The following is a 20893-nucleotide window of genomic DNA, read 5'->3' as shown; positions in this document are numbered from 1 at the left end:
GCCATGCGCTCGTGCAAGACAGACCAGAGCTTTACGGCATTCATCTCGATTGCGGCAGCAATCATTCAAACCCGGTGAACGTCAACAGCCCCTAGATACTCGTTCCTCATTTTCTTTGTTTTAACGAAAGTGTGACTCGATACTCGTCGACTCGTCACGTTATCGAGCCTTTGAGTCGGGGGCACATGTCGAGACATCAAGGTCGACCTCATGCACAGTAGAGTTTTAACTTCATTCCCGTGCTTCGCGGCGGTTTTTCCTGTATAGTTGCAGCTGAGGCTGTCGCGCAGCAAAAAAGGAAGTATGCGGGTGACGAAGAAAAAGATACCGCACAACCGGCCAAGATGGTTCCAGTCCACGAAGTGGCGTCACCGACGATGACGCGGTAGTCTTGGGCGGTGAATGAAGCGGCTATTCGGACCCGAAAGATCAACGAGATCGGCGAATTGCTTTGGATGCCCGAAGGTCTGGACAATGAAGGTATGCACGTTCGTCTCGTCCGCGCTCTGGACCTGTACGAAAGCCTGGAACCTTCCGGCGGTGCTGAGGGCATGCTTGCCACACAAATGGTGGCGACACATTATGCGGCCCAAGAGTGCTTGCGTAGGGCCGCCCTGCAGCAACAGACCTTTGAAGGTCGTAAAATGTCTCTTGAACAAGCCCATAGGCTGATGGCGCTCTACATCAAGCAATTGGCTGCGTTGGACAAGCATCGGGGCAATAACCATCGAAGAGTTTAAACTTGCCCATTGATCAGCACCCTATATCCCTTGCTCCGCGCGGCCAAAATCAAGCAATATGCCGTCGCATGTGGCCTGTCAGGGAAAGCCGGTGACCTGCCAGAGGTAACCGATTTGAGAAGAGCGCGGCAGTTTTGGTGCGTTCTGGGGGCCTGTGCCTCGGCAAAATTGATCGAGTGCTTTTGATAGGCTGGGACGCATCTCGAAAATGGTCGACGGTTAAGATGCAGTCAATCCTGCCCCCCATCCTTGGCTGAATAGAACCGCATCCAGCGAAAGATCAACATCAGCGCAAGCATGCAAACGATGAGACCAACAAGGTCTCCAATTGCGAAAGAAAGAAAGATATTCGGTGCATCTGTTGGGAGTATAGATCCCGAAAACACGAATGACTGCCCCATTGAGTTGATCAGAGATGCAATCGCGCCAACAAAGAGAAGCCACCTCCAGCTAATGTGTTTGTTTTGACCTGCATACAAATTGGGCCCAAACAGGCGCACGACCTCAAACGCCCAAACAGCTGCGGTCGCGCCGACAACCGAAGACAAAATCAATTCAGGCTCAACAATGTCTAAGGCAAAATCTGGTAAGAAAAACTTTTGTGAGAGAAACTGGCCGACCAACAGTGATGGGATGGCCTTCCAACCCATTATCCAAGTTCCCAACACTCTCACACCTTGAGGTAAATACATGAGGCTTGCAAAGACCGTGATATTTCCAAGGTACATTTCTTGAAGTGGAAACACTAGGAAGGCTGTTATTCCGTGGGCGAGCACATAGAGAGCAACGATCAGGGCGCTACTCCAAATATATCCAAGCAAAATCAGACCCACAGAGTTTTCAAAGCCGTTCCTTTGCTCCCGAAGAAGCCAATAGGGACAACATTTCTATCAAACTGAGTTAAATCCTGTTCTCGGATGTTCAAAATCTACCTGTTAATCAAATCGCTACGAACCACATAGCTTTTAGCTTTTGAATCACCTGCACGCTCAAGGAAACCCTGCTCGAGCAACGAGCGCAAAGCTCGATGAAAGGACGCCGGAGCCATTGCTTCAACAAGCGCGTGGCAACGAATTTGCTGAGACGCTACGACATCGTTCTTGTTTGCAGTCAAACTGTGGGCCGCCAGCAAGATGTCTTTTTCAATAGCGCTTAATTCATCGAGGCCGATGTCTCTTTCCATCTGGAGAAGAACACTGCGAAGTTGAAAGATTGAATTTAGGTTGTTCATGATACTCTTTTCGGCGCAACCCTGGCGCCAGTCAATGACAATATCGGAACGAAAGAATCATATTTTTTATCATTTTGATAATTTACTGGACAAGTACACACTTCTTGGTATGAATTCAGTGTCCTTTCCGTGAGTGGTTAGACGAGAGTGTTGACGAACACTCCTGCCCTGGAGATTTTCCCCAATCTCCAGGGTAACTTTTTGAGAGATTTTTGTTCCCGCGGCATGAAGCTTGGTCAGAATGTTTCTTAGAAAAACCGACCGTGTTAACATTCACAAAATGTCTTGGCCCCCAAATCCGGTTTGATTTGGGGAGCCTCTGGTGAATTCAAAAAAGTGAACTCAAACGTCCGACGGGTTTCAGCGGCGGTTTGGCTTCCGAGCAAAAAATCTGACCTGACTGTGTTGGGACCTGACTGTGTCACCGACATCGCACCGAAGCGGTGAGCGAACAGAACGACTCAGCATCCCTAGGTCACATTGCCTTCCCCCAGCCTTACCTAGAATGACCGAAGCGTCATTACAACGCTTTGTCAAACACAGCACTCAATCGTCTTACAAATTCTGCCGGATCTGAAGGCGCTTCGCCGTCGGCAATCTTGGCCTGATCCAACAATAAATGTGCTGCGTCCTGCAACAGAGTATCTGATTCCGCCTGTTCGCCCTTTGCCCGTTGTGCCAGCTTTTCCAAAATACTGTGAGTGGGATTGAGCTCAAGAATTCTGGTGGTTCCGTCCACAATTTGACCATGCCGTTTCAACAGCCTTTCCAGATTGGCATCCATGTCACCTTCATCGGCAACCAGACACACTGGGCTGCTTGTGAGACGCTTTGAAGGGCGCACATCCTTCACGGCATCACCAAGCTCAACCTTCATCACAGCGATCAGATCAGCAAGGTCAGATTCGCCTGATGAGTCTTTGTCATCATCTTTGGCTTGATCATCTTCGATTTTGTCGAGTTCAGTCGCTCCTCGGGTGACAGATTTAAAGGTCTTGCCTTCAAACTCTGTCACATGTTGGAGCCAGAACTCATCGACATTGTCAGACAACAGCAGAACTTCGACGCCCTTTGCGTTGAACCCCTCAAGCTGCGGAGATTGTTCCAGTTTCTTACTGTCTTCCCCAGTGATGTAATAGATTGAGTCCTGTCCCTCTTTGCAACGACCGACATAGTCCGACAAGCTGGTCAAACTGTCACTTCCAGTCGACGAAAAGCGACAGATCTCTAACAGTTTGCTTTGCAAATCAGGGTCTTCAATCAGGCCTTCTTTAAGGACAGCACCAAAGTTTTGCCAAAATGCTGCGTATTCGTCAGGAGCCTTGCCCGCCTTCTTTTTGAGCTCGCTCAGTACTTTCTTGGTCAAAGCCTTTTTGATTTTTGACAGCTTGGGATCCGATTGGAGCATTTCTCGGGACACATTTAGAGAGAGGTCTTCTGAATCGACAACACCTCTGAGAAATCTCAAATACGATGGTATGAGCCCTTTGGTGTTCTCGGAAATAAAGACCCTGTTCACATAGAGTTTCACATGGCTTTTGCGCTCGGTGTCATAAAGATCAAACGGCGCCATTGAAGGCACATACAAAAGGCTCGTGTGGTTCACAGTGCCTTCCACCCGATTGTGCAAAACCAGCCAAGGCGTATCAAACGCATGTGACGAATGATGATAGAATTCCGTATGCTGTTCCTCGGTCACCTCTTTCGGGGGGCGGGTCCAGATTGCGGAAGCAGAATTCAAAGCCTCCTCGCCCAAGAGCACCGGAAAGCTAATGTGATCTGAGTAAGTTCGTACGATATGCTTGATTCGTGCGTCTTCCAGGAATTCCTTGGCGTCCTTTTTTAGGTGCAGAACCACCGTTGTGCCACATTCGTTTCTGTCAGTTGGCTCAATGGTGAATTCACCTTTACCGTCAGAAACCCACAGCCAACTTTGGTCTTCCCCGGCTTTCCGGGTTATCACCTCTACCTTACTGGCGACCATGAACGACGAATAGAAACCGACCCCAAATTGACCAATAAGCCCGAGATCGCCCTTACTGCCTTCCTTAAGGGCCTCAAGAAACGCACCGGTCCCGGATCGTGCAATTGTCCCTAGCGTTTCCAGAAGATCAGCATGGCTCATCCCGATGCCGTTATCTGAAATGGAAAGCGTTTTGGCTTTCTTGTCGACATCAAGAACAATTGCAAACTGCTCTGCATTGGCAGCCAGCTTTGGTGCTGTCAGCGCCTCGTAACGCAGCTTGTCACAGGCATCTGAGGCATTTGATATCAACTCGCGCAGGAAAATCTCGCGGTTTGAGTAAAGAGAACCGGCCACGATATCCAGCAACTGGCCAACTTCCGTCTGGAACGAAAAGGTTTCTTTCACATCAGCAGCCGTCATCGGAATATTCCTTGCTTCAATTGGGCGATCAATCAGATTTCTCGGCGAACATATGAAGCTGGAAGGGGGCTTTCAACCGTCTTTCTCTGGGTCAAACGGGGCCGCGGCTCACAAGCTCGACGCTTGTCTGGAAGAGCCGCCTGTCGGGCATGTTCCATGTTGGGGAATTTTAAAGAACCAACGCTCAAACACCCCTATTGTTGAAATGCGAAATCCGCTTCACTAGACTGAACGATAAGGCCGATCCACAAACGGGTTTGGAAATTGATCTATGAGAAACGATCCTTATAAGATACTGGGCGTAGAGAAGACGGCGACGCAGGCCGAGATTAAAAAGGCCTACCGTGCACTCGCAAAGAAACTTCATCCAGACTTGCACCCTGGCGATTCCGACAAGATGGCAGAGTTTCAAGCCGCCTCGGCTGCCAATGATCTATTGAGTGACCCAGATAAACGTAAACGCTTCGACGCTGGAGAAATTGACGCGAGCGGCCAGGAGCGCCAGGAACGACAATTCTACCATCAGTATGCCAACCGAGATGCGGGGCGGCGCTATGATGCCGGCCCTGATATGCGGGGCTTTGACAACCAGTCTGATTTGTTCGCTGAGTTGTTCAGGCAGCGCCAGCGCAGCGGCAACGCATCCGGACAGGAGTTCCACGCGCGCGGTCAGGATCTGCGCTACCATCTTGATGTCGATTTCATCGATGCTGCAATTGGTGCCAAGCGTAGCGTAACGATGCCGGACGGAAAGGGGATCGAGATTTCGGTTCCGCCTGGGATAACTGATGGCCAAACCCTTCGCTTGCGCGGGAAAGGCGCTCCAGGCCATGGACAGGGACCATCCGGTGACGCCTTCGTTTCCATCAGTGTCCGTCCACATCCGGTATTTATACGGGATGGTGACAATATTGAAGTTGAGTTGCCAATTACCTTTGATGAGGCTGTTCTTGGCGCCAAGATCGAAGTGCCAACGATCTCAGGTGCCGTATCTATGGCCATTCCCAAGGGAGTGTCCTCCGGGCACCGCCTAAGGCTTAAGGGCAAGGGGATCACCAAGGGAAAGGGACAGGGTGGAGATCAGTTTGTCCGCATTAAGATAGTGCTGCCAGACAATATCGATGAGCAATTGGAAGAGCTTGCAACACGCTGGCGGGAGAAGGCCCGTTTTGACCCGCGAGAAGAACTGCGGAGGAGGACATGAGTTTTGACGAACGAATGGTTGTCGCTCGCGTTGAGCGCCTAAACTTAAGGGAACTGCGGATTTGGGTGCGCGAAGGTTGGGTTCGCCCTGCTCACAGTGAGGCGGGGCCAATCTTCGATGAGCTGGATGTCGCCCGTATCCGACTCCTGTGTGATTTGAAGAAGGATATGTCGCTCCCGACAGAGGCGCTTCCTGTGGTACTGACCCTTATCGACAATCTGCACCAAACGCGTCGGGAACTATGTGCACTTACCGAAGCCCTCGAAGAACAGCCTGAAGGTGTGCGGCGTACAATTGTCACCAAATTTCGGACCTTACATGGCGATATGAACGAAGCAGGCGGCGGCCAATAGGAGTAGGCGGAGCTCATCACTCGCCTAGGCGCCAAACCAAGAAATGGAGATGACGTATGCATTCTGATCTTGCAACGAGACGTCGGGTTCTGCTGGTGGCCTACCAACGTTATCAGAAAGCAGATCGAGCTTGGGACATTGCCCGACAAGAGATGAAGAGTTGGTTTCCGCGTGGCGCACGGCCAAATTCATCAGCAATTGGGAATCCCGGCTCCCCCATTAGGCGCCTATACAAACAGCGTGAACGCGCCATGCTACAGCTGGAAGCTGCACGCTTAAAACTTGACGTGGCGAGACAGCGCTTGGCGTCAAGACGTCAAGAAGCAGAAACAACCCACACACTGTTTCTGACATACACCAGCCGCCAATAAGCTTCTCATCGCTACGGAGCCATAATTTCAACCATCTGACGCGGTAATTCCCCCACCAAAAATGGAGGGGATTATGTGGGTATATTCCCCTGCTTCACGCCACCAAGGCATATGTAAATATGGCTGCGAAAAAGTGGGAGCTTTTCGCGACGCCCCCTCTAATTGGCAGAGCAAACCGGTGCTTGCTTTCTGTAGCGACGGGCCAGGGCCGTAACAATAAGATGTGTTCCCCCAAAAACGGCACTAAAGACCACCAAAAAACTCCAGGCAGCGACAGGTTGGTCCCACAGAACCACGCCCGCAGCCACCGGTGCAGCCGTCATTGGTAATAGGAAAATGGTTGTAAGCGGGTTCGAGATATGCCTGCGATTTTGACCAATCCAGACAATCTCTAGGCCGCGTCGGATTTTTTGGTGCAGATGCATGCGATCAGGTGCAGTAATATTCTTCCTCGCTCGAAGACGACGTAACACGGTGTGGACCGTATCAAAGATGGGATAAAAAAGAACAAGCATCACAGCAGGTATGGCAACATCCGAAGCCAGTGCGACGATTGAAACCCCAAGCCAAGCCAAGATATGCCCGAGCCCATAGGCGCCTGCATCACCGAGGAAAAGTTTTGCTGACGGCCAGTTCAGGAGTTGAAACCCGAAAGTCGCTGCGCAGAGCAGCAATGCCAGATCTGTGATTTCATGAAGGTTTGATTGTGCTGCGATGCTGGCGATACCAAACGAGGAAAAAATGATGACCGTCGCTGCGAGACCATTCATTCCGTCAATTAGATTGACCGCGTGACTATAGCATGCACCAAAGAAAATCGTGATGCAGATTCCAACCGGGATGAACCCCATAACGGCATCAAGAACCGGCAGATCGCCGCGCCAGACCCAAAGGCCGAGCAGCATTACTGCGGCTGCGCTGGAAAGGCCGGAAGCTAGGAAACGTCGGCCTGCTGAGACCCCGTGACCAAGGTCCTCATACAATCCTGCAAAGAATGCGGGGATGAGTGACATCAGCAAGTAAAGAGAATACGTGGTTGAAGAATGCATCAAGAGCAACGTCACGCCAAAAACAAACCCGAATATGGCAGCGAGACCGCCAAGCCGCAACGGATTACCTGTGTGCGAGGCCTGTACTGCAAGGTGGTCATTTCTGACCTTTGTTAGCCGCTCAAGGGCTGGGCGAAACCGGACAAAGAGAGCGCCAACGATCAGCGACATCACAAACGCACCCAACATCGACAGAGTCCAAGTCCAAATTGCCAAATGATCAATTAAAAGGTCTAACAAAAATCAACCTACTTTGAAGCTCTTTCACTGAGAGCGTCAATACACGCGTTGCAAGAATCGGAGCAATATCCAATACGCGTAGACTGTACCACGGAAAAAACGCCCCCGAAACCGTATGCCCCAAAAAAAGCAACAAAATATCTCGATGCAAAGTTTGAAGACGAGGTGCAACTCATACTGAAAAGGACACTGGCCCGAACACTGTGCGCGTTTCAACAATACTGTCTCGGAAGACCCAGTCTCTAAGTTGGGATGGTAGCCCTGTAGTTGAAATCAACGATGAACGCCTTTTTAAAAGACTCGCGTGCCCCTTGCTTCACGAGCAACCTGGTAATGGGCCATGCTCATTTCACAAATCCTCCAAGCAAAGATAATACCGGAACAGATTGGCAATCCGGTTCTCACAAAAGGTGTGGGTATTTTTTGCAACCATACCCAGAACTGATACCCTAAAAAGGTTTGGATTGGCGCGCTCAACGGATAAGGTTTCTCAAGTTGCTAGGATTTGGAGAACTGATGTGCTGTCGCACCCCAAAAGGCTGATAAAAACCGGATTATATATGGTCTTGGTAACTTGGAGTCTTGCGGTTCCGGAAATTGCCGTCGCCAGTCCTATCTCCGAGCAAATACGCGATATTGTCTCTACAACAGAAGATGCTGAAGCGAACATTGCCCAAGGCACTGTCCTAGACGCCGCGGTTCTGCTTCCAAAGCTCTATGCGTTCCGAGAGTACCGGCCAGCTTGGAACAAAAAGGGCTCTGCAGATGCGCTGTTTGCCGAACTATCCAAAGGGGTTGCGCAAGGTTTCCAGCCCGCGGACTTCCACCTACCAGAATTGCTGGAAATGCATGAGAAGGCCAAGACAGGTGGTGCTTGGGAACAAGCGATCTTTGATGTGGTCGCAACGGATGCAGCAATAAAACTGACAAATTATCTTGTGTTCGGCAAAGTGGATCCCGGTGCTCTGGACAGCGACTGGAACTTTTCAAAGCCTGTTATCCAAAGAGATCCTGTGCAAGCGCTCAATGAGTATCTCGACGACGCTGGATTTTCTGCATTGATGGAGCTGATCAACATCGAGAATGGTCAGTATCAAAGCCTTATAGGGGCCTTGAAAAAGTATCGAACCTTTGCCTCTTCTGGAGGTTGGCCCGAAGTGCCGAGTGATACCGTTCTTAAGCCGGGGGCTTCAGAGCCTGCAGTCGCCATACTGCGGCAGCGATTGGCTGCCGAAGGCGTGCTGAACCAAGGTCGAATTCTGCCGTCTTCATCAGAGCCGGAAGAAGATCCCAGTTGGCTTTATGATGAACGTCTGGAAAACGATGTCAAAGCCTTTCAAGCGCGCCATGGCCTGAACGCAGATGGCGTGGTCGGAGCGAAAACTTTTGCGTCTCTCAACCGCTCAGCGCAAGACCGAGTTAACCAGATCCGGCTTAGTCTCGAACGTGGTCGTTGGTTGTTTCGAGACGAGGAAGAAGAATATATTCTCGTGAACATTGCCGGTGCACGAACATATCTGGTCAAAGCGGATGGATCGTTGTGGACGACGCGGTCAATAACTGGAACCGAGTATCGTAAAACGCCGGTGTTTCGCGATAAAATTCAATATATGGAGTTCAATCCAACTTGGACCGTACCAGCTTCAATCTTTCGCAAAGACAAGCTTGCACGCATTCGAAACGACCCCGGATACCTGGATCGAAACAATTACATCGTCCGCAATTCAGCCGGTAAGACTATCCCGGCAAGTTCAGTCAACTGGGGTGCCAAAAACCCCGGTGTAACGCTGGTTCAAACCCCTGGGCCCCATAACGCACTGGGGCTTGTGAAATTCATGTTTCCCAACAAGTACGCCGTCTATCTGCATGACACAAATGACCGCAGTCTTTTTGACAGGAACGAACGAAATCTGAGCTCTGGATGCGTGCGTGTAGAATACCCGTTTGAGCTGGCGGGATTGCTGATGGAGGGTGATCCTGAATGGAGTAGTGCACGTATGCAGGCCATTTTGGATGGTGGAAAAACAGTACGCATCAATTTGCCGAAGCCAATGCCGGTGTTGTTGACCTATTGGACCGCTTGGGTGGAAAACCAAGAGGTTCATTTCCGTGAAGACCCATACGGACGGGACACAAAGATCTTAACGGCATTAGATCAGTGAAGTGACTGGCTCAGCTTGATCGAAGATTGATGACCATCAAGTTGACCCGGCCAAAGTCTCCTCGCGGTCGGTTCGTTCGGCCAGAAACGCCCCCTTGCATCTCACTTGGCCAGCGGAAGGTGTGAGATCCTTCATTGGGAACTATGCACCGGAATGGGTCCTGACCCTAGCACATGGTTCCGGCATGGTCTCGCTAATTGTCAAAAGCAAAGAATTCACCAATCAGAACTTCGGTATCCCCGGGCAGAACACGTTTGTTGCAGCAAGGCTTTCAAAGCTTGATGGCAGCGTTCAACTTTGCCTGTGGATTGGCGTAGGAGAAACTTGCCTTACACTTCACGTATCGATTGACTGTCTACCACTCGGAGAGGAACCAGAAGGTTAATCGATCCGACGCACCAAAAGGGCCCTGTAAAACCAGGATAGTATTCAATTTTTCTTGCGAATGATTTTCCGGATCACCAAGCCTATGCTGACGCCAAAGCCTATACCAAATGCGTCAGCAATCCAATCCGCTCCTTCACGCGATCGACCGACGTAAGGTTGAACAAGCTCGATGATCCCACCTAATAGCAATGCTGCAGGAATGATCCAAACCAAGCTGCGAGCATAAAGTAATGCCGTTGGAAACGCTAATGCGGCGAAAGCAATGAAGTGGTATGCCTTGTCCGAGACATATCCACCTAACTTCGTCGGTTGTAGCGGAGATAACGTTAGATAGACAATTGCTATGGCCAGAGCACCAGTGGCCACGAGCGCAACGCCATGTCGCAAGGAAATGCTTTCGGAAGTGGCGGGACGCACAAGTACTATCTTTCTCTTGGTTTGCATGAGCTGCATAGGACGTGACCTTCGCCAACACAGTATCTATTGGCTCAAATGGAATCCTTCTTGTTGTCGAAACTTTCAACTTGTGCCGAACAGATCCCGCGTGAACACTTTGTCAGCCACATCAGCGATTTCATCCGTGAGTCTGTTTGCAACAATAACCTCAGCTTCAGCTTTGAAGGCCTCGAGATCATTGACCACACGGGATTGGAAGAAAGTATCGCTGACGAGCACTGGCTCATAGACGATGACCTCGATCCCTTTGGCCTTAATTCTCTTCATGATCCCCTGGATCGAGCTTTGTCGGTAGTTGTCAGACCCGGCCTTCATCACCAAGCGATAGATGCCCACAACCTTTGGGCCCATTGCCACGATCTGGTCCGCCAGAAACGCCTTGCGAGTTCGGTTCGCGTCGACGATGGCGCGCACCAGATTCTGCGGCACATCGGAATAGTTTGCGAGCAACTGTTTGGTGTCTTTTGGAAGGCAATAGCCGCCATAGCCAAACGATGGGTTATTATATTGGTTCCCGATGCGCGGATCGAGCCCCACCCCTTCGATGATCTGGCGCGTATCCATGCTGGCCGCCAGGGCATAGCTGTCAAGCTCGTTAAAAAACGCCACCCGCATCGCAAGGTAGGTGTTGGCAAACAGCTTGATTGCCTCGGCCTCATCTGGATCGGTAAGCAGCACCGGCACATCGTCTTCCAACGACCCTTCGCGCAACAACTCTGAAAACACTTTAGCTCGTTCTGATCGTTCGCCCACGACGATCCGGCTCGGATGCAAGTTGTCGTAGAGTGCTTGGCCTTCGCGTAAGAACTCGGGGCTGAACATGATCCGGTCCGTATCGTGGAGTTGGCGCATTTTGTTCACATAACCCACGGGGATTGTGGATTTGATTACTACCACGGCTTTCGAGTTTGCCGCCAACACTTCCGCTGTAACCGCATCGACCGAGGAAGTATCGAAGTAGTTTTCTTGCGGATCGTAGTCGGTCGGGGTGGCGACGATTACGAACTCCGCCTCTTTCACCGCCGCCATCAAGTCAGTTGTCGCGGTCAAATCAAGCGGCGTGTTGGCGAGGTACGCCTCCAGCTCAACATCCTCAATCGGGCTCCTGCGTTCATTCACCATCGCAACCCGCTCCGGCGATACATCCACAGCTTCAACAGTATGGCTTTGTGCTAAAAGCACAGCATTCGAAAGGCCCACATAACCAAGACCAACAACCGCAATTTTCATTACTAGTTTTCCTTGTCTCTTGCGTAGACATCCTCATAACGAATGATGTCATCTTCCCCAAGGTAGGATCCGGTCTGGACCTCGATAAGAACCATTGGGACTTTGCCGGGGTTCTCCATTCGGTGAACCGCACCTAGAGGGATGTAGACAGACTGATTTTCTGAAATTAGCTCTTCGGTGTCATCGATTGTAACTTTGGCCGTGCCTTCGACCACAATCCAGTGTTCAGACCGGTGGTGATGGGATTGTAATGAAAGAGCCGCTCCGGGGTGAACAACGATACGCTTCACCTGAAACCGTTCTCCAATTGCAAGGCTTTCAAACCAGCCCCAGGGGCGATGGTCCTTGGGGAATTCGGTAGCTTGCTTTGCGCGCTTTTCCTTAAGAGCCGCAACCGCCAATTTAACATCCTGAGCACGCGATACGTCGGCGACAAGAACGGCATCCGGCATCGCAACCGCAATGATGTTTTTCAGACCTATGCCTACAACTTCGAGCTTACTATCTTCCGCCCGTAAAAGAGTATCATCACAATCAATTGCTGTCGCTGCCCCTGAGGTGGCCACACCACGCCTGTCATGCGTGGATTCGCGCCAAACGGCATCCCATCCACCAAGGTCAGACCAGCCAGCTGCAAAGGGTACAACAGACAGGTTGTCTGCACGCTCCATCACCGCATAATCAATCGAGATGTCCTCAACTTCCGACCAACAATCAGGGTCAAGCCTCAGAAAGCCGAGATCTGACATACTCTGATCCACAGCCTTGCGTACTGACGTGACCAAATCCGGGGCGTGTGTTGTGAATGCTTCCAGAATGGCTTTAACCGAAAACAAAAAGATACCTGCGTTCCACAAATAATTGCCATCGGCCAACATCTCAGTAGCCTTGGCAACGTCGGGTTTCTCGACAAAACGTTTCAGCGGTACAGAGATCACTCCTTCGACAGGAGCACCCATTTCAAGGTAGCCATAACCAGTTTCAGCATGGGTGGGAGTAATGCCAAAAGTGACGAGCTGTCCGTTGTGTGCGGCGTCCTCTCCTGCTTTGACAGCAGTTCGAAACGCGGCCGCATCAGGCACCACGTGATCGGACGGTGCCACCAGCATTAGCCCTTCAGGATCGGACTGTTCAAGCCACAGCGCTGCAGCCAACACCGCCGGAGCGGTGTTGCGCCCCTCAGGCTCGATCAAGATCGCGCCCGGGTCGATGCCGATCTCGGCCAACTGTTCGGTGACGATAAAGCGAAAATCAGAATTACTAAGCACCAGAGGCTCAGTGAACCCGTTCCCGACCAGTCTTTGCGCCGATGCCTGGAAGAGCGATTGCTCTCCCACCAGAGGTGAGAATTGTTTGGGATAACTCTTGCGGCTGAGCGGCCAAAGTCGAGTGCCGGAGCCGCCGCAAAGAAGAACAGGGGTAATCATGTTAAGCTCCTGAAATTGATGAGTTGTTGAAAGCGTTTTGTGTCAATTGATATTGCAAGGCAAGTCGTAGGTTAAGATTACTTAGAGCGCAGATCACTATTTTTTGTTTCAAGAACCAATCATAGGTTCCCCCAATGCCCTCACCCAGAGGGATCGAATTGGTCCAACCCAATCGTGCTAAGCGGCTGACATCCATCAGTTTGCGTGGTGAGGCGTTCTCCCTGTTTCCACCTTTGAAGGTAACATTCAAGACGCCAGAGTTTCGACCTTTTTCAGAAATTCCAATTTTTCCCCGGACCGACCTAACAACTTCCTCATCCGCGCACACGCGATTTTACCACAGGTTCCATGTCGTGTGGGTCACGAATTACCGCGACAAGGTTTTGCAGGGCGGAATGCGCGAGCGGATCAGGGAAATCATCCGGCAGACCTGCGCGGAAATGGGCGTCCATATCGTGCGTGGTGTGCTAGCGCGCGATCATGTCCACATGTTCCTGTCGATCCCGCCGAAGCTCTCGCTGTCGGATGTCATGCAGCACATCAAAGGGCGGTCATCACGGCGTATCCAAAGGGAGTTCCCGGAACTGCGCAAGCGCTACTGGGGTAGGCGCTTCTGCGCGCGCGGGTATTTCTCGACTATCTCATTCTTGGTCGCCCCCATCCCCGACCATGCTTTTTTGAGCAGCCGAAGTTCGAGCGTTTGCTCCGCCACGACCTCTTTCAGATCACGAGCTTCGCGCCGCAGCTCCTTGACCTCGTCGGTTGTCGCTGCACGTGCTGTGTCACCGGCAAGCCGCTTCTTCCCGGCTTCTATGAAGTCTTTGGACCACTTGTAGTAAACGCCCTGGGAAATCCCCTCACGACGGCAAAGCTCAGCAATGCTGTCTTCACCACGCAGGCCATCCAGAACGATCCTGATCTTCTCCTCAGAAGAATATTGTTTGCGCGAAGCCCGTTTGATGTCTTTGACGATCTTCTCGCCGGGGCTGAAGGGCGAAGAGACGGTCAGCGAATTGAGTTATGCGTCAGCCGTTGCTCTATCGGTAGTTTGAGTTGGTCCTGATTTTTACCTTACCGCGAGCTTGAGTCGTTCAGCTAAACTCTAGGGTGTTTTTGTTCGCAATAATTTGAGGAAGTCAAGGTTTGCCTTACCGCGTGTTTGAGTCGAGTGCGTCACTTCGTCTAAAGGAAATGAGAAATTTTGAGTGCAATGGTGATGCTAATTGCTTAATGCAGTTTTATTGCGTGAATTTTGGAAGAACGAACAGTGGTCTCCTGCTCGTAGATTGCGGCAACAGGAAGGCCGGCAAATTTGAACGTCAAGTTTAAGAAGAATTTTGAGGTATCATTTGAATGTGTGGAATTATTGGCATTTTGGGCCAAACAGTTGTCGTAGATCGGCTTTTAGAGGGCCTGTCACGACTAGAGTATCGAGGCTATGATAGCGCTGGTGTTGCCGTGCTGACAAACAACGGGCCTGCTATGCGTCGATCCGTTGGAAAACTAACATCCCTGAGGGACGAAGTGGCGCGGTACCCCTTGGAGGGAAAGGTCGGTATTGGCCATACCCGTTGGGCCACCCATGGTGCGCCTACGCAAGTCAATGCCCACCCCCATCGTTCCGGCCAAGTGAGCGTCGTTCACAATGGTATCATCGAAAACTATGCTGAAATTCGCGCGGAGCTTGAAGCAGACGGTTGGGTTTTCCAATCTGAGACAGATACGGAAGTGGTGGCAAGTCAATGCGATCAGTTTTTGCACCAAGGCGATGAGCCCCAGGACGCAGTCCGTAAAACCTTGAGAAAACTTGAAGGCGCTTACGCGTTGTCTTTTCTGTTTGATGGTGCTCCAGACCAGATGATTGTCGCACGATTAGGTTCACCACTGGTAATTGGTTATGGGCCCGCGGCAGCCGACGGGAGCTTTGAGTTGTTTGTTGGGTCGGACGCCGTGGCCTTGGCGCCGTTCACGTCTCAAATTTCCTATCTCGAAGATGGCGATATGGCAGTGCTAAGCCCAGGCCGCGTTCTGATCGAAGATGAGAACGGCATGGAAGTCGTCCGCGAAATCACAGAAATCCACACCGAAGACATGAGTGTGGACAAGGGACCCTACCAGCACTTCATGGCCAAGGAGATCCATGAGCAACCAGACAGTTTGCGCCGGGCGCTGCTCGGGCTTGTCGACCACCACAGCTGTAAGCTGAAGCCGTTTCTCGAAGAGATCGATTTTGCTGGTGTGGACCGGGTTCTTCTCGTTGCTTGCGGCACAGCACACTATGCCTGTCACATCGCCAAATACTGGCTGGAAGATTTCGCCGGCCTTCCTGTCGAAGTTGAGATTGCTAGTGAGTTTCGCTATCGTAACGTAGCCTTGAGTGGTCGAGAGATTGCAATCTTCGTCAGCCAGTCCGGTGAGACGGCCGACACACTTGCGGCCCTAAATCATCTGCGCAATCGGGTCGCGCATCGGGTTGCTGTGGTCAACGTGCCCACGAGCTCAATTGCGCGGGAAGCCGAGCACATTGTTGAAATTCAGGCTGGGCCGGAGATTGGTGTCGCTTCAACAAAAGCTTTCACAGGGCAGTTGATCTGCCTTGCGGCCCTTGCTGTCAAGGCTGGACTTCAAAGAGGAACTGTTTCTCAAGCAGACGAACAGAACCTTCTTTCAAACCTGACAATGCTGCCACGGCAGATCACGGAAATCTTGGCTCTCGACGGTGCCATCCAAGCTGTTGCGAAGGACCTCGTTGATGCAGGTGACGTTCTCTTCTTAGGTCGAGGCGTGATGTACCCATTGGCACTGGAAGCAGCACTTAAGCTCAAGGAAATCTCCTACATTCACGCTGAAGGATATGCAGCGGGGGAGTTGAAACACGGACCTATTGCTTTGATTGATCAAAGCGTACCCGTTGTGGTGTTCGCGCCCTCCGATGAACATTTCGAGAAACTTGTGTCCAATGGCAAGGAAGTTGCCGCTCGAGGCGGTCGGCTGATTTGGGTCACCGATCCTAAAGGGGCTTCGAAACTGAAAGATGTCGAAGGTTCGGTTTTGAAAGTACCTGAGGCGTGGGACGCGTGGGCGCCGATTGCGCATGCAGTGGTAGCTCAGCTGATCGCCTATCACGTCGCAGTATTAAAGGGTACGGATGTGGATCAGCCCAGAAATCTTGCAAAATCAGTTACCGTGGAGTGAGAAACATTGAAGAAAGACCTTAAAGTTCTATCCGTCTTTGGAACTCGCCCAGAGGCGATTAAAATGGCGCCAGTGGTGAAGGGGTTGGAAATTGCCCCAGGAATAGATGCGCGCGTTTGTGTCACTGCTCAACATCGAGCGATGTTGGATCAGGTTCTCGATCTGTTTGACATTACTCCTGAGTACGATCTCGACCTCATGAAAGCGGGGCAAAGCCTTCACGATATAACCTCATCGGTTTTAAAGGGGCTAAAACCGGTTCTGGAGGAATTTCAACCGAACCTGGTTCTCGTACATGGAGATACGACGACAACATTCTCGGCGTCCTTAGCTGCCTATTATCAACAAATCGACGTGGGACACGTCGAAGCCGGCTTAAGAACGGGAAACATCTATTCGCCTTGGCCCGAAGAGATCAATCGAAAGCTAACGGGAGCTATCACCCGCTTACACTTTGCACCAACGGAAGGTGCACAAACCAATCTCTTGTCTGAAGGCATTTCGAAAGGTCAAACATTTGTCACGGGCAATACCGTTATCGATGCGCTGCAGTGGGTATCGGAGCGAATTGAAAAAGACGAACATTTGGCTGGCACCCTAGCCCAGCAACTCCCTCTCCCAAAAGATAAGCGTATTATTCTCGTGACGGGACATCGTCGAGAGAGCTTTGGCGATGGCTTCGAGCGCATTTGCGACGCGTTAGTTCAACTTGCTTCGCGCAAGGACGTCCAGATTGTCTTTCCAGTACACCTCAATCCGAACGTTAAAGGCCCAGTTGAAGAACGCCTCTCTGAGTTCTCAAATGTGTCTCTGATCGCGCCCCAAGACTATCTTCCATTCGTGTACCTAATGAGCAAGGCCGATGTGATTTTGACGGATTCCGGTGGCGTTCAAGAAGAGGCACCATCGCTCGGGAAACCAGTTCTTGTCATGCGGGATACGACGGAAAGACCAGAGGCTATTGATGCGGGAACAGTTAAATTGGTGGGAACAGACACTAGGTTGATTGTGTCTGAAGTGGAGAAACTCCTCGATGATTCAAGTGCGTATAAAGCAATGAGCTTCGCTCATAACCCTTATGGAGACGGCCAAGCGACGGGACGTATATTGGCGGCGATCCAAAACTGGGCCAGAAAACGCACTAAACAAGACGGAATGGAATAGGAAGCAGTGATGGAAGACACGAAATTCACAAGGATATCGGTCATTGGGCTTGGGTATATTGGCCTCCCTACCGCCGCCATGTTTGCGTCGCGAAAAATTAGGGTTGTTGGCGTCGACGTCAATCAAGACACAGTGGACACGATCAATCGCGGAGAAGTTCACATCGTGGAACCGGATCTCGACATGGTCGTTCGTGCGGTAGTCTCAGAAGGGTTTCTTAAGGCTACTACTGAGCCAGAACCAGCTGGGGCGTTTCTGATCGCAGTGCCTACTCCTTTCAAAGGGGACAATCACGATCCGGACCTTTCTTACATCGAGGCCGCATCCAAGGCGATCGCGCCAGTGCTCCAGTCAGGAAACCTGGTCATCCTGGAATCCACATCTCCAGTCGGTGCAACCGAACAGATGGCCAATTGGCTCGCGATCGAGCGGCCAGACCTCTCCTTTCCGCAGACTCATGGAACCGAGTCCGATATCCGTATTGCCCACTGCCCTGAGCGGGTGCTACCAGGTAAAGTAATGCAAGAGCTGATTTCAAACGACCGGATAATTGGCGGGATGACACCGACCTGCGCACAGGAAGCTGCTCAACTCTATCAGGCCTTCGTTACCGGTGAATGTGTGATTGCTTCGAACCCACGGGCGGCCGAAATGGCAAAACTAACGGAAAATAGCTTCCGGGACGTCAATATCGCCTTTGCTAACGAATTGTCTCTGATATGTGATCAGCAGTCGATTTGCGTTTGGGAACTAATTGCACTCGCCAACCGCCACCCCCGAGTTGACATCCTTCGCCCGGGTCCGGGTGTAGGTGGCCACTGCATTGCAGTTGATCCTTGGTTTATTGTATCCAACGCTCCTGCGGAAAGCCGTATCATCCGCACTGCGCGCGAGGTCAATGACAACAAACCGGTATGGGTGCTGAAAAAGATAAATGAGGCGGTCGGCGCCTTTCTCAAGCAGTATCCGAAACTTGCGGCAGAAGATGTGACGATTGCCTGCTATGGGTTGGCGTTCAAACCTGACATTGACGACCTACGTGAAAGTCCGGCAGTCCGGATTGTACAATCGTTAGGTGAACAGCACGAAGGCCCACTGCTGGCAGTGGAACCAAATATCGATGCACTCCCAGAGGGGCTCAGCAATGCTGAACTAGTCACCATGAACGAGTCACTTCAGCGTGCCGACGTTCACGTCTACCTAGTTGCACACCGTGAGTTCAAAGAGATCCCAAAGCCACCGCGTTTTGTAATTGATACAGTTGGGCTTTGAAATCGACATGCTATTCAGAGATCGCCACCAATTAGAGTCCTGTTTATGGACAATGCGGTGGACAGAAAATTATTCGCGCGTAGAGGGAAACTCGTCACGTTCGGCGTGGCTGGTTCAAAACAACCAAAATGAAGTATAGAAAAGAAATAGATGGTTTACGGGCGGTTGCGGTTGTGCCCGTCTTGCTATTTCACGCGCAAATTCCCGGTTTTGATGGTGGATATGTCGGTGTGGACATTTTCTTTGTAATAAGTGGGTTCCTGATTACAACGATTATCGTGTCGGAAATTGAGGGCAAGAATTTCAGCTTAAGAAACTTCTATGTGCGTCGGGCTCTGCGATTGCTACCAGCATTATTCTTTATGCTTTTGTTATGTCTACCGTTTTCTTGGTTCTGGATGCTACCGGATGATCTGGAGAACTTTGGGCAGTCGCTCATAGCAAGCGTGCTTTTTTCGAACAATATATTGCTCACACTTACTACAGGGTATTGGGATCTTGCAGCAGAGTTCAAACCATTGCTTCACACATGGAGTTTGGCTGTTGAGGAACAATATTACATTGTTTTTCCGCTGGCTTTGTTACTCGTGTGGCGTTGGGGGCACCAAATACTTCTTCCAGCATTGGTTACAACTTTTGTCATGAGTATCATTTTGTCCGTGGCACCTCTGTTTGTGCCAATGAGCACCAAAAGTGAAGCTGCAATATTTTACCTTTTACCGACGCGCAGCTGGGAAATACTAACAGGTGCCATTGGTGCTGTTGTCCTAAGGCGAAATCTTTTTGGCATTGAGGATCTAAATCGTACCTTCCCGTCCTATTTTGGTCTTGCACTGATTTTTATTGGAACTCTTTTCCCATCGCACTGGGGATTCCCAGAGGGGGCCCGCATAGCCTTCGCCGTTTTGGGTACAATACTCATCTTGCTGTTTGCACGTGATAGAGGCTATGTGAAAAGGTTTTTGTCAATTTCCGCCTTGGTCTCCATTGGTCTGATTAGCTACAGCCTGTACCTTTTTCATCAACCTCTGTTGGCCTTCTTTCGAGTCTATGTCTCTGAGGATCCAGGCTCCTGGCTAATAATTCCGTTACTCTGTGCGTTTCCCATGGCGTATATATCCTACCGTTTTGTCGAGCAGCCATTCCGAAATGCCAGAGTCATACCAACAAGAATTGCGTTGACTGTTTTTGTAACAATTGGAACGGGAATTGTTGCGTTCGGCTATTCTCTGAATTCCCATCAAGGATTTCCTAGTCGAATAGGAACCGCTCTTTCGGTTGAAAATACAGTCGACTACAATAAAAGAGCCAACAGTTACATTGGGGACAAATTTCCCGCTACGGAATTCAAAAACGTTCTGGTCATTGGCAATAGTTTTGGCCGAGATGCCATTAACATGCTATTGGAAACCACACCCGATGTTGGTCTAAATCTAGTTTACAGAAATGATATTGTAGGATGCATAGGTGACTTACATGCTTATGATCTCAAACAACTCTACGATGACGCCGACATATTATTGTATGCTTCCTCGGTAACTCCCAGGCAGGGCTGTGTTGAGGGTGACCTCGACATTGCTCGAGCCAACAGAAAAGAATTGTATTATTTGGGAACCAAGCATTTCGGGTACAATTTGAATTGGGTCATTCGAGTGGAAAGTCGGGAGCGAGGAAACTTGCAGAACAAGCTGATTTCTGCAGTAGTAAGTCAGGAAAGGGAAATGTCCTCCATGATTCCTGAGCAGTATTACATCTCAATATTGGATCGCATAGCGAGTGACGGCATGATCCCTATAACGGATGAAAACGGAGAGCTCCTATCTCCTGATCGAACACACCTGACCTTGGCAGGGGCAAGGTATTTGGGCTCCAAAGTTTTAAGTGACACAACTCTTTGGGACAGTTTGTTTGTGAACAAAGAGACTGATCGCTGATGCATTCTGCTATAGCAGTGTCGGCTACTTTTTTGAACGCCAAACCGATCTCCCCGTGAACACGATGGCCATCTTGCATTTGGGCGGTATTT

Annotated in this window: 15 protein-coding genes and 2 pseudogenes; 9 read left to right on the top strand and 8 right to left on the bottom strand. The window is 50.7% G+C overall.

Features of this window, described 5'->3' with window-relative positions:
* Positions 1-398 precede the first annotated feature (398 nt).
* Entirely contained in the window at positions 399-740 is a 342-nt protein-coding gene (locus tag BUC32_RS18190; RefSeq protein ID WP_073256400.1) for a hypothetical protein, read from the top strand.
* A gap of 230 nt (positions 741-970) precedes the next feature.
* On the opposite strand, the gene BUC32_RS18185 is transcribed toward BUC32_RS18190, so the two are convergent.
* The 3 genes from BUC32_RS18185 to htpG form a co-directional block, all read right to left on the bottom strand.
* A complete protein-coding gene (locus BUC32_RS18185; protein WP_083599396.1) occupies positions 971-1573 on the bottom strand; it encodes a hypothetical protein in 603 nt (200 codons plus the stop codon).
* Between the two features lie 95 nt (positions 1574-1668).
* A complete protein-coding gene (locus tag BUC32_RS18180) occupies positions 1669-1971 on the bottom strand; it encodes a hypothetical protein (RefSeq protein ID WP_073256397.1) in 303 nt (100 codons plus the stop codon).
* 520 nt (positions 1972-2491) lie between these two features.
* Positions 2492-4357: a molecular chaperone HtpG gene (gene htpG, locus BUC32_RS18175; RefSeq protein ID WP_073256394.1), complete on the bottom strand. Its 1866-nt coding sequence runs from the start codon at positions 4355-4357 to the stop codon at positions 2492-2494.
* A 271-nt stretch (positions 4358-4628) separates the two neighbouring features.
* Between htpG and BUC32_RS18170 the strand changes: the two genes are divergently transcribed.
* Positions 4629-5561, top strand: coding sequence for a DnaJ C-terminal domain-containing protein (locus BUC32_RS18170; protein WP_073256392.1), 933 nt, complete (start codon positions 4629-4631; stop codon positions 5559-5561).
* On the top strand, positions 5558-5914 hold the full coding sequence (locus BUC32_RS18165) for a chaperone modulator CbpM (RefSeq protein ID WP_073256389.1): 357 nt from the start codon (positions 5558-5560) through the stop codon (positions 5912-5914). The genes BUC32_RS18170 and BUC32_RS18165 overlap by 4 nt, the downstream gene beginning before the upstream one ends.
* Positions 5915-6443: 529 nt before the next feature.
* On the opposite strand, the gene BUC32_RS18155 is transcribed toward BUC32_RS18165, so the two are convergent.
* On the bottom strand, positions 6444-7394 hold the full coding sequence (locus tag BUC32_RS18155) for a glycosyltransferase (RefSeq protein ID WP_175556966.1): 951 nt from the start codon (positions 7392-7394) through the stop codon (positions 6444-6446).
* A 740-nt stretch (positions 7395-8134) separates the two neighbouring features.
* Here BUC32_RS18155 and BUC32_RS18150 point away from each other — a divergent pair.
* Positions 8135-9736 carry a L,D-transpeptidase family protein gene (locus BUC32_RS18150; protein ID WP_083599397.1) on the top strand — a complete coding sequence of 534 codons (1602 nt, stop codon included), beginning with the start codon at positions 8135-8137 and terminating at the stop codon, positions 9734-9736.
* A gap of 429 nt (positions 9737-10165) precedes the next feature.
* Here the strand turns inward: BUC32_RS18150 and BUC32_RS18145 are convergent, their stop codons facing one another.
* From BUC32_RS18145 to BUC32_RS18135, 3 genes are all read right to left on the bottom strand, one after another.
* Positions 10166-10576, bottom strand: a complete 411-nt coding sequence (locus BUC32_RS18145; RefSeq protein ID WP_083599395.1) for a VanZ family protein — start codon at positions 10574-10576, stop codon at positions 10166-10168.
* 66 nt (positions 10577-10642) lie between these two features.
* Positions 10643-11809: a nucleotide sugar dehydrogenase gene (locus tag BUC32_RS18140; RefSeq protein ID WP_073256381.1), complete on the bottom strand. Its 1167-nt coding sequence runs from the start codon at positions 11807-11809 to the stop codon at positions 10643-10645.
* A 2-nt stretch (positions 11810-11811) separates the two neighbouring features.
* Positions 11812-13236, bottom strand: a complete 1425-nt coding sequence (locus tag BUC32_RS18135; RefSeq protein ID WP_073256378.1) for a mannose-1-phosphate guanylyltransferase/mannose-6-phosphate isomerase — start codon at positions 13234-13236, stop codon at positions 11812-11814.
* 284 nt (positions 13237-13520) lie between these two features.
* Between BUC32_RS18135 and tnpA the strand changes: the two are divergent.
* Positions 13521-13880 (top strand): annotated as a pseudogene (gene tnpA, locus BUC32_RS18130) (IS200/IS605 family transposase); the annotation flags it as partial.
* Here tnpA and BUC32_RS18125 read toward each other — a convergent pair.
* Positions 13876-14245, bottom strand: a pseudogene (locus tag BUC32_RS18125) (transposase); the annotation flags it as partial. The pseudogenes tnpA and BUC32_RS18125 overlap by 5 nt on opposite strands.
* Before the next feature lie 344 nt (positions 14246-14589).
* Here BUC32_RS18125 and glmS point away from each other — a divergent pair.
* The 4 genes from glmS (at position 14590) to BUC32_RS18105 (ending at position 20801) form a co-directional block, all read left to right on the top strand.
* Positions 14590-16431 carry a glutamine--fructose-6-phosphate transaminase (isomerizing) gene (gene glmS / locus BUC32_RS18120; protein ID WP_073256372.1) on the top strand — a complete coding sequence of 614 codons (1842 nt, stop codon included), beginning with the start codon at positions 14590-14592 and terminating at the stop codon, positions 16429-16431.
* A gap of 6 nt (positions 16432-16437) precedes the next feature.
* Positions 16438-17595: a non-hydrolyzing UDP-N-acetylglucosamine 2-epimerase gene (gene wecB, locus BUC32_RS18115; RefSeq protein ID WP_073256369.1), complete on the top strand. Its 1158-nt coding sequence runs from the start codon at positions 16438-16440 to the stop codon at positions 17593-17595.
* A gap of 9 nt (positions 17596-17604) precedes the next feature.
* A complete protein-coding gene (gene wecC, locus BUC32_RS18110) occupies positions 17605-18867 on the top strand; it encodes a UDP-N-acetyl-D-mannosamine dehydrogenase (protein WP_073256366.1) in 1263 nt (420 codons plus the stop codon).
* 128 nt (positions 18868-18995) lie between these two features.
* On the top strand, positions 18996-20801 hold the full coding sequence (locus tag BUC32_RS18105; protein ID WP_073256363.1) for an acyltransferase family protein: 1806 nt from the start codon (positions 18996-18998) through the stop codon (positions 20799-20801).
* The last annotated feature ends 92 nt before the right edge of the window (positions 20802-20893 follow it).

Origin of the sequence: Shimia gijangensis, assembly GCF_900142085.1 — a bacterium.
Taxonomy (GTDB): Bacteria; Pseudomonadota; Alphaproteobacteria; order Rhodobacterales; family Rhodobacteraceae; genus Shimia; species Shimia gijangensis.
This window is presented reverse-complemented; position numbering and strand designations above follow the sequence as displayed.

Excerpts from the sequence above, each read along its gene's own strand:
- BUC32_RS18165 (WP_073256389.1), top strand. The coding sequence starts at position 5,558 with ATGAGTTTTGACGAACGAATGGTTGTCGCTCGCGTTGAGCGCCTAAAC.
- BUC32_RS18135 (WP_073256378.1), bottom strand. The coding sequence starts at position 13,236 with ATGATTACCCCTGTTCTTCTTTGCGGCGGCTCCGGCACTCGACTTTGG.
- BUC32_RS18170 (WP_073256392.1), top strand. The coding sequence starts at position 4,629 with ATGAGAAACGATCCTTATAAGATACTGGGCGTAGAGAAGACGGCGACG.
- glmS (WP_073256372.1), top strand. The coding sequence starts at position 14,590 with ATGTGTGGAATTATTGGCATTTTGGGCCAAACAGTTGTCGTAGATCGG.
- BUC32_RS18140 (WP_073256381.1), bottom strand. The coding sequence starts at position 11,809 with ATGAAAATTGCGGTTGTTGGTCTTGGTTATGTGGGCCTTTCGAATGCT.
- BUC32_RS18145 (WP_083599395.1), bottom strand. The coding sequence starts at position 10,576 with ATGCAGCTCATGCAAACCAAGAGAAAGATAGTACTTGTGCGTCCCGCC.
- wecC (WP_073256366.1), top strand. The coding sequence starts at position 17,605 with ATGGAAGACACGAAATTCACAAGGATATCGGTCATTGGGCTTGGGTAT.
- BUC32_RS18150 (WP_083599397.1), top strand. The coding sequence starts at position 8,135 with ATGGTCTTGGTAACTTGGAGTCTTGCGGTTCCGGAAATTGCCGTCGCC.
- htpG (WP_073256394.1), bottom strand. The coding sequence starts at position 4,357 with ATGACGGCTGCTGATGTGAAAGAAACCTTTTCGTTCCAGACGGAAGTT.
- BUC32_RS18105 (WP_073256363.1), top strand. The coding sequence starts at position 18,996 with ATGAAGTATAGAAAAGAAATAGATGGTTTACGGGCGGTTGCGGTTGTG.
- BUC32_RS18180 (WP_073256397.1), bottom strand. The coding sequence starts at position 1,971 with ATGAACAACCTAAATTCAATCTTTCAACTTCGCAGTGTTCTTCTCCAG.